General features: G+C 45.4%; 18 protein-coding genes. 5 read left to right on the forward strand and 13 right to left on the reverse strand.

Going from position 1 to position 12,874, the window contains the following annotated elements:
- Positions 1-10 precede the first annotated feature (10 nt).
- The 4 genes from A3L04_RS10235 to A3L04_RS10250 are packed head-to-tail and all read left to right on the forward strand — an operon-like array spanning position 11 to position 1,630.
- Positions 11-247 (forward strand): UPF0175 family protein, encoded by a 237-nt coding sequence (locus tag A3L04_RS10235; protein WP_068577804.1) that lies wholly within the window; start codon positions 11-13, stop codon positions 245-247.
- Entirely contained in the window at positions 244-702 is a 459-nt protein-coding gene (locus A3L04_RS10240; RefSeq protein ID WP_068577806.1) for a DUF3368 domain-containing protein, read from the forward strand. The genes A3L04_RS10235 and A3L04_RS10240 overlap by 4 nt, the downstream gene beginning before the upstream one ends.
- Positions 703-704: 2 nt before the next feature.
- Positions 705-1,388, forward strand: a complete 684-nt coding sequence (gene cobS, locus A3L04_RS10245; protein WP_068577808.1) for an adenosylcobinamide-GDP ribazoletransferase — start codon at positions 705-707, stop codon at positions 1,386-1,388.
- A gap of 38 nt (positions 1,389-1,426) precedes the next feature.
- Positions 1,427-1,630 carry a hypothetical protein gene (locus A3L04_RS10250; protein WP_068577809.1) on the forward strand — a complete coding sequence of 68 codons (204 nt, stop codon included), beginning with the start codon at positions 1,427-1,429 and terminating at the stop codon, positions 1,628-1,630.
- Here the strand turns inward: A3L04_RS10250 and A3L04_RS10255 are convergent.
- Positions 1,627-3,072 carry a cobyric acid synthase gene (locus A3L04_RS10255; RefSeq protein WP_068577810.1) on the reverse strand — a complete coding sequence of 482 codons (1,446 nt, stop codon included), beginning with the start codon at positions 3,070-3,072 and terminating at the stop codon, positions 1,627-1,629. The genes A3L04_RS10250 and A3L04_RS10255 overlap by 4 nt on opposite strands.
- 68 nt (positions 3,073-3,140) lie before the next feature.
- Here A3L04_RS10255 and cobT point away from each other — a divergent pair, with 68 nt between their 5' ends.
- Positions 3,141-4,145 (forward strand): nicotinate mononucleotide-dependent phosphoribosyltransferase CobT, encoded by a 1,005-nt coding sequence (cobT, locus tag A3L04_RS10260; protein ID WP_068577812.1) that lies wholly within the window; start codon positions 3,141-3,143, stop codon positions 4,143-4,145.
- Here the strand turns inward: cobT and A3L04_RS10265 are convergent.
- From A3L04_RS10265 to A3L04_RS10315, 12 genes are all read right to left on the reverse strand, one after another.
- On the reverse strand, positions 4,142-4,723 hold the full coding sequence (locus tag A3L04_RS10265; RefSeq protein ID WP_068577813.1) for an adenosylcobinamide amidohydrolase: 582 nt from the start codon (positions 4,721-4,723) through the stop codon (positions 4,142-4,144). The two genes, cobT and A3L04_RS10265, sit on opposite strands and share 4 nt — an antisense overlap.
- Positions 4,724-4,728: 5 nt before the next feature.
- Positions 4,729-5,109 carry a type II toxin-antitoxin system VapC family toxin gene (locus tag A3L04_RS10270; RefSeq protein ID WP_068577815.1) on the reverse strand — a complete coding sequence of 127 codons (381 nt, stop codon included), beginning with the start codon at positions 5,107-5,109 and terminating at the stop codon, positions 4,729-4,731.
- The gene (locus A3L04_RS10275; RefSeq protein WP_068577817.1) at positions 5,082-5,318 is read right to left on the reverse strand and encodes an antitoxin VapB family protein; all 237 of its coding nucleotides are present in this window, start codon (positions 5,316-5,318) and stop codon (positions 5,082-5,084) included. Before A3L04_RS10275 ends, A3L04_RS10270 begins: the two co-directional genes overlap by 28 nt.
- A 275-nt stretch (positions 5,319-5,593) precedes the next feature.
- Positions 5,594-7,087, reverse strand: a complete 1,494-nt coding sequence (locus A3L04_RS10280; protein WP_068577819.1) for a carboxypeptidase M32 — start codon at positions 7,085-7,087, stop codon at positions 5,594-5,596.
- Between the two features lie 26 nt (positions 7,088-7,113).
- Positions 7,114-8,190: a hypothetical protein gene (locus A3L04_RS10285; RefSeq protein WP_068577822.1), complete on the reverse strand. Its 1,077-nt coding sequence runs from the start codon at positions 8,188-8,190 to the stop codon at positions 7,114-7,116.
- A gap of 131 nt (positions 8,191-8,321) precedes the next feature.
- Entirely contained in the window at positions 8,322-9,029 is a 708-nt protein-coding gene (locus A3L04_RS10290; RefSeq protein ID WP_068577823.1) for a hypothetical protein, read from the reverse strand.
- Positions 9,030-9,326: 297 nt separating this feature from the next.
- Positions 9,327-10,157, reverse strand: coding sequence for a hypothetical protein (locus A3L04_RS10295; RefSeq protein WP_157092427.1), 831 nt, complete (start codon positions 10,155-10,157; stop codon positions 9,327-9,329).
- A gap of 64 nt (positions 10,158-10,221) precedes the next feature.
- A complete protein-coding gene (locus A3L04_RS10300; protein ID WP_068577827.1) occupies positions 10,222-10,815 on the reverse strand; it encodes a DUF4855 domain-containing protein in 594 nt (197 codons plus the stop codon).
- A 23-nt stretch (positions 10,816-10,838) separates the two neighbouring features.
- Positions 10,839-11,171, reverse strand: a complete 333-nt coding sequence (locus tag A3L04_RS11060) for a hypothetical protein (protein WP_157895700.1) — start codon at positions 11,169-11,171, stop codon at positions 10,839-10,841.
- 136 nt (positions 11,172-11,307) lie between these two features.
- Positions 11,308-11,496 (reverse strand): KH domain-containing protein, encoded by a 189-nt coding sequence (locus A3L04_RS10305; protein WP_068577831.1) that lies wholly within the window; start codon positions 11,494-11,496, stop codon positions 11,308-11,310.
- 9 nt (positions 11,497-11,505) lie between these two features.
- Positions 11,506-12,063, reverse strand: a complete 558-nt coding sequence (locus A3L04_RS10310) for a nicotinamide-nucleotide adenylyltransferase (protein WP_068577833.1) — start codon at positions 12,061-12,063, stop codon at positions 11,506-11,508.
- 4 nt (positions 12,064-12,067) lie between these two features.
- Positions 12,068-12,841 carry an SAM hydrolase/SAM-dependent halogenase family protein gene (locus A3L04_RS10315; protein WP_068577835.1) on the reverse strand — a complete coding sequence of 258 codons (774 nt, stop codon included), beginning with the start codon at positions 12,839-12,841 and terminating at the stop codon, positions 12,068-12,070.
- Positions 12,842-12,874 lie beyond the last annotated feature (33 nt).

The raw sequence follows: 12,874 nt of genomic DNA on the forward strand, positions 1-12,874 counted from the left end.
GGTGAACAATATGGAGATACCAAAGGACATTAAAGGACTGCTGGGACCCAAGCCTGAAAAAGAAATAATGTTGCTTGCCGCAATTGAACTATATAGGGAAAGAAAGCTTAGTCTAGGAAAAGCTGCTGAATTTGCTGGTCTCACTGTTAGGGAATTCCTATATGAATTAAGAAAGAGAAAGATTCCAATTAACTACCCTGAAGAAGAGGCAGAAAAAGACGTAAAAACTGTTGAGGGTCTTGTATGATCGTTGTTTCTAATACAAGCGCGCTTATTAGACTATCAAATATAAGACATCTTGACATTTTGCAGAAACTCTTCGAGGAGATAATAATACTGCCCGCTGTAGCCGAAGAATTCGGAGAAAAACTCTCAAGCTGGGTTATTGTAAGACCAGTTTCAGACGAAAAATTCGTGAAAGTACTCTCTTACTCACTTGGAAAAGGAGAAGCAGAAGCCATTGCACTAGCCCTCGAGTTGAATGCTGATATTATCATCCTTGATGACTTAAAGGCCAGGAAGTTTGCAGAGGATCTTGGCCTCAATATCATTGGAACTGCAGGTGTAATATTACCCGCAAAAAAGAGAGGAATTATTAAACAGGTATTTCCTGTTCTAAAGGAACTGAGAGAGAAAGGATTCTGGATCTCCGACGCAATAATCAGACACATTACGAAGTCCGCTGGAGAAGAGGTAGAGTGACTATGAGAAACCTGACTCCATTCCTAACGAGGATTCCGATTAAAGGTGATTTTGAAAAGGCTAGGGAAGAGGTTTGGGCCTTTCCGCTCGTTGCAGTTATAACCTCCCTTCTGCCGACTCTAATCCTGTACTTCAAACTGCCGAGAGGAAATTTGCTTGGAGTTTTGGCCCTCTACTTCACCATTGGCTTACTTCACCTTGACGGCCTTGCGGATTGGGCCGACGGAATAATGGTCAAGGGGGATAGAGAGGGGAAGATAAAGGCGATGAAAGACGTAAATACTGGGATAGCCGGAATTTTTGCCGTAGTAGTTGTTTTGTTAGTTCAAGTGTACTCGCTTGAAGGGGCTCCATTCTACTCGATGTACCTAGGAGAGCTGAACTCAAAGTACGCGATGCTGCTAGCTTTGGCAACCAAAAAGCCCTTAGGAAGAGGACTAGGGGCGTACTTCATGGAGGGTATGAATAGAAAGAACATGGTAATTGGAACGGCCCTATACGTCCTCCTCATGATCCCCGTTTTAGCGTTATATCCCAAGGCCATAGTTTCACTCCTAGGCTTGGCTATAGGAGCCTACACCATACACATCTCCCTTAAGAACTTTGGAGGGCTTAACGGAGACTGCATAGGAGCAGTTGCCGAAATAACTCGGGCGGGAACCCTCCTGATTATAGGTACGTTTTAGCAGAAAGAGATATATCCTTCCCAAATCCACTCCAATCGATGAAAGTTAAAGAATACATAAAAGGAATTGCCCTGCTAATGCTTGCCGCGATAATAGTGGTCTTATTCTTAGTGGGTATCCTAGTCCTAATGGCCGGTATCCTTGTCCTATTAGCTTTGGTTCTGGTTTACATTAAATACAAGATGTGGAGGCTGAAAAGGAGACCACCAAAGATCCTTGAAGGGCCAGAGGACTACTATTAAAGTTCCTCAAGTATCCGCTCCATGTCAAAGTTCTTCTCAACGATTCGAGCGAACCTCTCAATTTCCTCCTCTATGCTCCACTCCCCAATTGATATCGGCTCTAAGCCTTTCTCCCTCCTTAGAAAGTTCAGGAAACGCTCTGTGAAGGTGAAGTTGTGGAATATTCCATGAAGGTAAGTTCCAAACGCCCTCTCGCCAACGGCACCTTCGGGCTCTAAAGCCTTTGCCCCGTTGACAGATGTTATTAAGGAGAAAGGTCTCTCAGAGGTGCTCCTACCAAACCTTATCTCGTAGCCCTCCACGTTCATGCCCTTAGCAGGCCCCCACAGGACTTCAGCCTTAAGGTGGTTCGTCCTCTTTACCTTCGAGAATACTGTTTCTGCGGGCAAAAGACCAATGCCCATAATAACTCCGCGCTTGGATTCAACGTTGTCAATTATCTTCTCCCCAAGCATTTGAAAGCCACCGCAGATTCCAACTACGAAGGAGCCCTCGCGGTGGGCCTCTATTATGGCATCCTCAAAACCCTCCTCCCTCAACCAGAGCAGATCCTCAACGGTGTTCTTACTCCCCGGGATTATTATCAGGTCACCCTTAATTTCCTCAGGCCTAGTTACGTAGTCAACTCCATTGGCCCAATGCAGGGGTTCAAAATCTGTGAAGTTGCTCATGTGAGGGAGCCTGATTATCTGAATGTGGAGCTCGCCCTTAACCTTCGGGAACTCAGCGAGAGAGTCCTCCTCGGGAAGGCGGTGCTCCACGTAGGGGATAACTCCCAGGGTTGGTTTCCCGTAGCGTTTCTCCAAATATTCAAAGCCCGGCTCGAGGAGTGAGGGATCTCCTCGGAACTTGTTGAAGACGAACCCTATTATCGCCTCCCTCTCCTCCGGTTTTAGGAGCTCCATTGTGCCAACTATTGACGCAAAACTGCCTCCCCGATCTATGTCCGTAACGAGGATTCCCTTTGCCTTGGCGTGGAGCATGACTCTAGTGTTCGCTATGTCATAGTCCTTGAGGTTTATCTCAACTGGACTGCCTGCCCCTTCAATTATCACGAGATCGTGCTTCTCCTTAAGCTCATCTAGAACGGCCATGGCCTTCCTGAAGAGTTCTTCCTTCTTTGAGAGCATATACTCGCGAGCGGAAACGCTCCCAATTGGCTTTCCCATGAAAACCACCTGACTCCTCATGTTCCCCTCTGGTTTGAGGAGAATGGGATTGAACTTTACGGAAGGCTTCTTTCTGCAGGCAATCGCCTGCAAATACTGGGCCCTGCTTATCTCCCCTCCCTCTATTGTTGGCGCGGAGTTGAGGCTCATGTTTTGGCTCTTGAAGGGGACAACGTCATAACCCATATTCGAGAAAATCCTGCATAGGGCAGTAGCCAAGAGAGATTTTCCAGCTCCAGATGAAGTCCCCAGGATCATTAAAGCCCTTCCCATCTGTATTCCCATAAGGTAATGCGGGTAAGGAATATAAATTCTTGGATAATTTCTCCAACGGTGGTGGTATGAAGAGCCTCTTCGTTCTAGTCCTGGGGAACACTGAGATAAGCCTAATTCCTGGGATAAGCGTTGCAGGAGCAACTCCCGAGCTGACAAAGCTTACTCCTCCGGCAGATGCTGAGTATCTCTTCTATGAAAAGCCCAGGATTATAGATGCGATACCAGTAACCCCCGAGGGGCATCCGACCCCAGCTATAATAACCAAGGCAGCAAGGGAACTTGCCAAGTTTCCAATTCTAGTGGTTAGGGGAGGAACTTACCTGCCCCCGATGCTCCCCCACGTTCACATCAGCGACAAGATTGGGAGGGACTTCAGGGAGGAGCCTGCACTCCCAGAAGTTGAGGAAATAATTGAGAGGGCCAAGTTACTTGGAGAAGAGCTGAACAAGACGAACATAGAGGAGCTGGTAATAGGGGAGTCAACTCCGGGAGGAACAACAACAGCTCAGGCCGTTCTATGGGCTCTAGGTTACGAAGCAAGAACATCTTCAGCTTCACCATCAAATCCCCAGGAACTTAAGAGGAAGGTAATAGAAGAGGGATTCAAGAGGGCAGGCGTGGAAAAAGGGAGCCTGAAAGATGACCCAATAGAGGCTATAAGGCAGTTCGGAGATCCAATGATGGCCACGGTTGTTGGATTATCGCTAGGATTCAGGAAAAACGTGGTGCTCGCCGGAGGAACCCAGATGCTGGCCGTCGCTGCCGTGTTAAAAGCCTTGGAGGAGAGTATGGACAGGTTCATGATTGCCACAACCAAGTGGATAGTTCAGGATAAAAGCGCAACCTTTGTTGAGACTGCAAGGGAGATAGGGATAATAACTTACTCGGCCGACTTAGACTTCTCGAATAGCAAGTTTAAAGGGTTACAGGATTACGAGAGGGGCTACGTGAAGGAAGGTGTTGGAGCAGGAGGAGCAACTTGGTTAGCGGTAAAGGCAGGATTTTCGCCTGAGGACGTCTCAAGAAAGGTTGAAGAACTGTACGAGAGGCTTATGAAAATGAAGGGTTAGAGTTCGCTCCACTTCTTTATGCTTTCCTCCAAAGCTTTCCTCACTGCTTTTCCAATGTTTATCCCAAGCCTAGTTGCAGTTCCGGCCCACTCAATGTCCCCTTCAAACGCGAAAACCCCGATTCCATCGCTCGTCGTCCCAGTGGCCTTATAGCCCATCGTCAAGAGGGTGTAGGTTTTTGCCTCTGTAGCTGTCATCACCGCGTTCACGAGGGCCCCAACTGTTAGTCCTTCCTCTATTACCACGGCAATATTTATGGTTCCTGGGCTCCAAGGAGGAGGTTCCTCACCAGCTATTGCCGGATTAGTTATTCCGGCCGTAATGTAAGCTGTAACACTCCCCCTCTTCGCCACCGCGAGTACCTTTTCCACGTCAGCCGCTGTCATGAAGCCAACGAAGTTCTTGAGGTTGTGCTCCTCTTCGAACTTTCTGCAGTCCTCCTTGTAGTTTCCGGAGTAGTTCTTGTGAACCATCATGAAGAAGAAGCCGTTAGCCTTGGTTAGCCCTCCCCTGTAGGGGGCGTTGCTTAGGGCTATCATTGGCTCCTTAAAGGATTTTATGAAGTGGCTGAACTTCATTAAAATTACCCCTTTATAAGATAGATCTCAAACCCCATATCCCTCAAGACAGTGAAGTCTTCGTCCATTGTTATTAACGCCAAATTATTGGCGATTGCTATGGATGCTATAAACAGATCTCGGAAGGATAAAGGCGTTCCCCTTTCCCGTAACTTTCTATGTATATAGGAAGCTACTTCGGCACATTTGCCATCAAAAGGAAGCTCAGGAAGTAATTCTAACCACATTAGTTCGTCCTTTCTGGGGAACCCTATAAGAACTTCAAATTTTGTTATAGAAGTTATGTAAAAAGTATTGTCAATAGACGATATTTTCTCGAAAATATCACTTCCTTGACCTTTTCTACCAAGCTCGAGTATTATGTTCGTATCAAGGACTGCCCCCATTTCTCAAACTCCTCCTCAATCTCTTTAAGTCTCTTCTTTGTTTCCTCATACTCCTCTTCACTGAAGATACCGCAAATATGCTTCAAAACATCTATATTTCCCTTCCTCTCTCTGAGAAGATCTCTAAGCAATTCACTAAATGATCTATTCCCCTTTATCCTAACCAGCTCTTCATACACATCATCAGATATTGTTATAGTTTTCACCACTTTACTGCACCCAGTACACTGAACACATGCATCATATTTAAACATTACCCAGCATTAATCATGAAATTCTTTTCTAAGCCTCTCTCCTCCAACCAACACAAGGTCCTGAGGGATTTTTCCGGTGAGAGCCTTATAATATCCCTTCGCATAGTTCAAAGCTCTCTCAATGACCTTCTCTCCTTTCGGGATAATGCTCAACGTACTTTCGGGCCCACTCTACCATAACATTTACGAAGCTTTCGTTCATTATCAACACTATGCAAAAAATATAAAAATCAGAGGTACCTCTCCCTAACCCACCTAATGAAGTACTCCGCATCCATCTCTTCCCCGATGGCCTTCTTAAGTAGCTCCTTCGGCGGATAAATTGAGCCCCACCTGTGTATTTTCTCCTTGAGCCAAGTCTTTATCGGCTCGAAATCTCCCTCAGCAATTTTTGTCTCAACGTCCAGATCCTTTTTCATATGGTAGTAGAGCTGTGCCGCAAGTATTGTCCCTATGCTGTAAGTGGGGAAGTAGCCTATGCTACCGTGGGCCCAGTGTATGTCCTGAAGTATTCCCTCCACGTACGTCTTTGGCCTTATCCCGAGCAACCTCTCCATCTCCTCGTTCCAGAGCTCAGGGAGATCCTTGGCCTTGACCCCCTCGTTGAGCATAATTCTCTCGAGCTTGAACCTCAGGATTATGTGGAAGTTGTAGGTGACGACGTCAGCTTCAGTCCTTATGAAGTCGGGCCTCACCATGTTGAAGTACAGGTAAACATCCTCAGGGGTGTACTTATCCATGAAGGGCAGGTTCTCCTTGAGTACTGGGTAAAGTAGCTCGACAAACTCCCTTGAGCGGCCAATTATGTTCTCCCAGAACCTGCTCTGGCTCTCGTGTATTCCTAAACTAACTCCTCCCGCGATGGGAGTGAACATGAACCTCTCGTCCTGCTGAAGCTCGTAGAGGGCATGTCCAAACTCGTGAATCGTGCTGAGGACAGTCCTCCTGAAGTCAAAGCCTTCGTACCTCGTGGTGATTCTTACATCCTTAATTCCAAACTCTGTGGTGAACGGGTGGGCTGAAACATCTATTCTAGCCCTCACGCCGAGCGGGAAGCCGAACTTCTTGAGAATCCAGAGGTTAACCTTTTCCATCCACTCCCTCTCGTACTTCTCCTTCTCTAAGGGATGCTCCCTAGGGACTTTACCTTCCTCAAGGATTCTATCAAGGAGGGGCTTGAGCTCCTTCTCGAGCTTATCAAACATCCTGATTATATCCCTCGTCCTGAGGCCTTCCTCGTATAAGTCAAGCAGGGCATCATATGGCTCCTCCTCATAGCCCAGGTAGTCAGCGGCCCTCTTTGCTAAGTCAATTATCTTGTCGAGCCAAGGCTCAAACTTGGAGAAGTCATCCTTGGCCTTGGCCTCCTCCCAGGCCTTTGTGGCCTGAGCGGTAACTTCGCTTACCTCCCTCAAGAACTCGGGTGGAAATGCCTTAATTATTCTAATTGATCTGTCGAGAACCCTGACAACTCCCCTCTCGTACTCGTTGAGCTCCTGATCCTTTGCCTTTTCCACCAACTCGAGGAAGTCCGGCCTTAGTAGGAGCTCCTGGGAGAGAACTGATAGCTCGCCCTGGGCTACAGATCTCTCCATGATGCCCTCTTTGGGCATGTTTACTTCAAGATCCCAGCCGAGAACGCTCTGCGCATGACCTATAGCCCAAATTCTTCTGTATCTAGCCAAAATCTCCTTAATTATCTCGTTCTGGAAGATACTTTCCATGATTACCACCGCTGAATTCTGAAAACCTAATTTTTATATCTCTTTCGATGGACATCTGAACGAGAGGTCATTCTCTTAAGTATCGGAAGAGGAAGTATAGCCAAGAGCATGAAACCGACCCCGCAAACTTTCCCCTTGGCAGTTGATGTTCCCAGAGTGGAATAATTGGAAGACGAATAGGAGCTCACGGGAGAAAATGTTGTCGTAGTGTTCTTCCCAATGGCTGTGCCTGTGGTCGTTTTCTCAATATAAGGAGAATTGGCTTTACAGATCGTTACGTTAACTATTTTGACCTCACTCGGAAACCAGAAGCCCTTTATAGCATTCGTGATATTGACGTAGAAGAGAGTAATGTTTCTCGTCCAATTACCTTTCCTCAGCGTGAAATAGACTGGAAATTGAGTCCAGTTGACCACCAAGGGGCGCTGATGGGAGAATATCAAGCGGCAGTACTTTGAATTTTCAACAGTGCGGTTTGGAACGATAAAGAAGTCCGCAGAAGGTGGAATCTTCATAGCCGTTTCGTTAGAAATCCGAACCCAAGTGCCGTTAATGAAAACCTGCTTAGCCTGAAACTGTCTTGGAATTTCAATCTTCCAGTAGTTAATGGTATATTTCATCCCCCTCGGAAACCCAGAGAGGTAGATATTGGCCCGCTCAATGCAGAAGTTCCTTGTGTCGAGCTTGAAAACATGGTTCAAGTTTACACCCTCCTGAGAGTCCGCGGAGTAAGCGAAAACGCTCACGTTAACGTACCAAGAACCGTTCACGTAGTCTACTGCATTGAAGTGAACCCAACTCACGTTCCTCGGCGCGTAGGGTGGAAGGGCCGAGAGCAATGCTGGGGTAAAGTTGAGGAGGTAGAGCTGAGAACCATCAAAGAGCAGGAGGTAGTTGTAACTGTCGTAAACCTCGGCCCAGCAATTGTCCATACCACAGGTTATGCCATAATTGTCAACCTCAGCATTAATTAGGGCAGTTGTTCCGTTTGAAAAGACCGAATACCTTACCTCGTAGAGAAAGCCTCCTTTGTCCACATAATATGTTGCAGAGACGGGAACGGCGAGGAAGAGGAGGACGATTAGAATTACTAGCCGGGACATTTTTATCACCTCTTCGGTTTTTCAATAGCGCGGGCTGAACCGAAACTGGCGACGGGAGTAGGTGATGGGCCCGCAAACCAATGAACCCCCTGAAGGGCAGGGTAATGACACCCAAGAGGAACCCCCGCCCCTCAGGGCGAGGAGGTCAGACTCCTGACCAGATTTTCCTTTTTATTTTCCTTTTTCAGGAGGAAGTAAACAGGAAAGACACTTGAGTTAACGATCTCAGTCGGGCCGGGAGACCATCTCAATGCTTCCTTGCTCATCGTTACCCAGGTGTCACTGACATTGGCTTGGCCCCATTTTTCAGAACTCTTCGATTGAAGTACTATTTTCCAGCCATCAATACTGTCTTTGAGTTCTCCTGTAGGGAGTTGGGGCCAGCTTATGTTCACAGGTTCGATACAGAATTTGCCCGGATTGAAGCGGTAAACGCCAGTAATCTCTGCCAGTGGAGGATAAAACGTGATGTTGATATACCAGCTTCCGTTTATGAAGCGCGCATCATGGAGCTGTAAGTCCAGAAGTGAGTAATAGTTGGGGTAGAGCGCTATGACCGCTGGTGTGAAGTTGAGAAGGTAAAGCTGGGAGCCGTCAAAGTAGAGGAGGAAACTACTGCCACCAAGAACTTCTCCAGTCGTGGCATTGTGGCAGTCTATTCCCGAGAGGGGCGGACAGTATGGCACGTACGTTAAAATATCAAGAGGGATAAGAGCGTCACTCCCGTTGGACATTACGGCGTACCTAGTCTCAAGAATTTCTCCCTGAGCGGAGGCTAGTGATGAGAGCATGAGAAGTGCAAGTATGAGAGGAAAAAGATAACCCACCAGTTTGGACATTTTTAATCACCCCTTTAGATGTTTCCCAAAACAATAAACTCGCCCTCTTCTGTACTCGGGCTTCAACTTTTGTATCATGATGTTACACGGTCCAAAAATATATGGTGCGAACTTTGTCAATAGATACTGCCATCACAGGTTACTGTTGAGATATTATAAAAGTTTATTGTATTAAAATTGCAATATTATGTTTAAATGTGCAGGGTAAAATCGATTACTCAATATCTAGTTCTTCTCATATATTGAGCAACTGTAAGGTCGTGAATCCAACAAGAGCAGGAGATAGCTAAAAATAGTTTAGGCCCTCTTCTTTAACACAGCAACAAGCACTATAAGCAGGATAAGGAACGCTCCAACCACCCAAGAATTCCAACCCCTACAACTGGAAAATTCCACAGTTCTATCCACAACGATATCTGGCATTAATTCTGAGTTTCGGTACGTTATCCTGTAAAGCGGGAAAGCTTTCAATTCTTTTCCGTCATAGAAAAATATCGACACGGGAGGCAGTTCATCGATCCTCGCTATCTTCACCCTAGATAAGTTTTCAATATCAGGGAGCACGACATAAGGGTAGCCCCAGTCCTTACTGCCCATGTAGGAAGCTGGATATATCAAAATGCCATTCTTAAGAAATACGGCCCTAAGATCCTCAACGCCGAGAATTGTGTAGTTGAGGAGTTTGTATAAAGGAATTGCATACATCCTTGAGCCGTTAGAAAATACTACGTTGCCGTCCCTAATCTCCCCAGGAACCCCTTGGATTGGCTTAAAAACTTTAGAACGATTTCCCAAGGGAAGTACACACTTCTTATTAATGTCCAATAGGTAGTAGTTAGCGTTATGCCCAATTTTAGGAGGATTCTCGCCATAGAGGTAGACGAGCTCTGAACCGTTAAAGCTTATTAGGGAATCGGTATTTGAAAGCTGTGGTAGGTAGAGGATAGAATTTCCGTCAAAGTAAAAGGTGTAGTAAGTGAAGTTAATTGGGTCTAGAGAACAATTTGAGATGTTTCTCTTGAGGCCGGGGCACTGTCCATATGCCCCTATAGCCCAAGCAACCACGATAAATGCACTGCTGTTATCCGCGGGATAAACATTTATTGATGTTATAAAGCCATCTCCCATGCTAGCCAAGGAAAAAGCTGGATAGATAATCAAAAGAATACAAGAAAAGCAGAGTATGAGTTTATTAAACATATGGCTCACCAAACTTAACGTTACAATAATTTTGCAGTTTATCAATGACTTCAAGGGCAACGCTGAAGTAGTAGGCTCTATGCTGGAATTTTCTTCCAATAACATCCTTTTGGACACTTACATAATCTCCTGCGTACTTAGTTGCCAGTGTTGGATCTGATACTCTACAGTTTTCCCAGCAAACTCCTATATTACATCTCATATTTTCAGGGCAATCCTGGTCACTATTACAGTCTATTCCCAAAACTGTCCTATCAGCCTCCATTTCGATATATAGGTCATTTTCATATAACCATTTGGGAATAGTTTTAAACTGATCATGGGAGTATGGAACTTGATAATAATTTGGTTGTGGGAAGATATAATCAAAGTACTCTTTTATACTATCCTCATTTTCTCCCAAACTTGAATTATTATCCAAATAATCAACACTACGTCCCCTAAGTGCTGGTATCCAGATAAATTCAAGGCCATGGTCTTTAATATACTCTGACATTTCTTTAATTAACTCAGCGCTAACTTTCTTTCCTTTATCATATCCATAAGTTGTCTGGATTACACTTTCAAGACTCCAATAAAAGCCCACAAAATTTTGAAGATGGAGAGTATCTAAAAAGCCATCAATCCATTTTTGCCAATAAGAATTTTGAAATCTACCTTCTGAGTCATCTCTTGGAATTTTGCTATGATACCTATAAAAGGGTATAGGAGCATAAAATTTACTGTCACCAATTTCTTTTTTAAGAATTTTGCAAGTTGCCGGCCATCCTCGTATCCATCCTTTGTAAAGTTACATTGTTTTCCTTCCCCATCTAGGGCAATAAGACAGTCAAAGCCCCTTTCCTTAAAATCTTCTGTGATTGCTTTTTTATCTCCAAGTTTCATTCTTGATTCATACGTTGTTCCGTTCCATCTAAACCACCATAAACTAAAAGTTGTCATTTTCTATTCACCTATAATTATTACCTGATAATTAATTATTACATGATAATTGAGCATATAAATGTTTTTCCATCTTATTTCAAACATAGATATTAAATTAGGGATAATAGAAAGTAGGATATTATATCCTACAGTCCTATCTCGCCCGCACCTCGATTTTCCTGCCAAGAACCAGCTCGACAGCCTTAACTGCTGCTCCACCTGTCCCAACTGCAATCCTAACTTGATCCCTGGGGACGTAAACTATTATCTTCTCTCCATCGAACTCTAAGTCGATTATATCAACCCTTAGCATCTCCCTTAACCTTTTGTACATCTCCTCCATTCCAACCACCTAATACTCTGGGATCCTTATTGGGGCCTGAAGCTCCTTCTCCGAGGACTCCAAGTTGGTTGCAAGCATTCTAATCCTCTCAACACCCTTGATCTCCTTTATGTATTCGGCCACGCTCTTGGGGACTAGATCCTCCCAGGGCTCTCCCTCAATCATCCTCCTCCTGATTTCGGTTGCTGAGAGTATGTCCTTTCTAAACATTGGCTGCACTATAACCTTGTATCCCCTCTCCCTGAAGAGCTCGGCAACTAGTGAATTTCCCGTGAAAACAACCTCAAACTTTGGAACCATCGCTTCAACATACGGAACCCATATGGAGTTGAAATTTATATCAGGTAGGGGTACGAGGTAGTACCTCTTCTTGAAGCCGGCCTCATCTAGGGCCCTGATCAACATCTCCATCCTCTCTCCCGTCGTAAAGGGATTTTTGATGGTGTGGCTTGCTTGAGCACTCCCGATTCCAATTATCACTTCATCCACTTGAGAGAAAACGAATTCCAGAGCCTTTATGTGGCCATTGTGGACGGGTTGAAATCTACCAACGAATAAACCCCTCATTTTCTCACCTCCATAGCCTAACCCTAACCTTATCCCCAACCTTTAAGTTCAGAACCTCAGCAGCCGATCCCTGATTCACTGCTATCTCCAGGTAATCATGGCTCCCAGGGAGTGCCAAAAGCTCACCCTTCTCTACTTGACCATAGGTGTCTAAGTAGGGAATCTTCAATCCAAAGTCGAGGAGCTCGACTTCTCTAGGCCTCTCATAATTTTCAAGGTTGAGTATTACATTACCAAAGTCATCCACGTATATTACGGTAAGCGTGTACACGTCACCCTTAACCTCCGGCTCTATGTTTAACCTTACGAGACTATCAGGGGAAGTTTCCTCCGCAAATTCCTCTGGTTTAATGCCCTTCTCAATTAAAGCGGCCGCTGGGCCAAATACGTCTCTACCATGAAATGTTGAGCTAATCTTCCACCCGGTAAACTTCCTGATCTTTTCAAGATCAATTTCCCAAGCCCTCCTCGGCCTTATGTGCTTCATTGGAAGTGTTGCCAAGCCGTTGTCAGGAACTACTAACCATTGTTCTCCTTCTATCACTATAGCCCTCCTCTCGGTTCCGACCCCAGGATCTATAACCCCAACATGAATGGTTCCTGGGGGAGCGTACTTTACAACCTGCTCCATTACGAATGAGCCCTCAAGTATCGAGTGTCTAGTTACGGCATGGGTAACATCGACGATCTTTGCATCTGGATTTATTCTCAGCATGGCAACCTTCATCTCCCCAACGTAAGGACTACTAAGCCCGAAGTCCGTTGTCACCGTTATCATGTCAAACACCCTTGCTACCTTTAAACTTCACAA

Source organism: Thermococcus chitonophagus, assembly GCF_002214605.1.
Lineage (GTDB): Archaea > Methanobacteriota_B > Thermococci > Thermococcales > Thermococcaceae > Pyrococcus > Pyrococcus chitonophagus.

Excerpts from the sequence above, each read along its gene's own strand:
- A3L04_RS10315 (WP_068577835.1), bottom strand. The coding sequence starts at position 12,841 with ATGATAACGGTGACAACGGACTTCGGGCTTAGTAGTCCTTACGTTGGG.
- A3L04_RS10290 (WP_068577823.1), bottom strand. The coding sequence starts at position 9,029 with ATGTCCAAACTGGTGGGTTATCTTTTTCCTCTCATACTTGCACTTCTC.
- A3L04_RS10235 (WP_068577804.1), top strand. The coding sequence starts at position 11 with ATGGAGATACCAAAGGACATTAAAGGACTGCTGGGACCCAAGCCTGAA.
- cobT (WP_068577812.1), top strand. The coding sequence starts at position 3,141 with ATGAAGAGCCTCTTCGTTCTAGTCCTGGGGAACACTGAGATAAGCCTA.
- A3L04_RS11060 (WP_157895700.1), bottom strand. The coding sequence starts at position 11,171 with ATGACAACTTTTAGTTTATGGTGGTTTAGATGGAACGGAACAACGTAT.
- cobS (WP_068577808.1), top strand. The coding sequence starts at position 705 with ATGAGAAACCTGACTCCATTCCTAACGAGGATTCCGATTAAAGGTGAT.
- A3L04_RS10255 (WP_068577810.1), bottom strand. The coding sequence starts at position 3,072 with ATGGGAAGGGCTTTAATGATCCTGGGGACTTCATCTGGAGCTGGAAAA.
- A3L04_RS10295 (WP_157092427.1), bottom strand. The coding sequence starts at position 10,157 with ATGGGAGATGGCTTTATAACATCAATAAATGTTTATCCCGCGGATAAC.
- A3L04_RS10310 (WP_068577833.1), bottom strand. The coding sequence starts at position 12,063 with ATGAGGGGTTTATTCGTTGGTAGATTTCAACCCGTCCACAATGGCCAC.
- A3L04_RS10250 (WP_068577809.1), top strand. The coding sequence starts at position 1,427 with ATGAAAGTTAAAGAATACATAAAAGGAATTGCCCTGCTAATGCTTGCC.
- A3L04_RS10270 (WP_068577815.1), bottom strand. The coding sequence starts at position 5,109 with ATGGGGGCAGTCCTTGATACGAACATAATACTCGAGCTTGGTAGAAAA.
- A3L04_RS10240 (WP_068577806.1), top strand. The coding sequence starts at position 244 with ATGATCGTTGTTTCTAATACAAGCGCGCTTATTAGACTATCAAATATA.
- A3L04_RS10280 (WP_068577819.1), bottom strand. The coding sequence starts at position 7,087 with ATGGAAAGTATCTTCCAGAACGAGATAATTAAGGAGATTTTGGCTAGA.
- A3L04_RS10265 (WP_068577813.1), bottom strand. The coding sequence starts at position 4,723 with ATGAAGTTCAGCCACTTCATAAAATCCTTTAAGGAGCCAATGATAGCC.
- A3L04_RS10285 (WP_068577822.1), bottom strand. The coding sequence starts at position 8,190 with ATGTCCCGGCTAGTAATTCTAATCGTCCTCCTCTTCCTCGCCGTTCCC.
- A3L04_RS10305 (WP_068577831.1), bottom strand. The coding sequence starts at position 11,496 with ATGGAGGAGATGTACAAAAGGTTAAGGGAGATGCTAAGGGTTGATATA.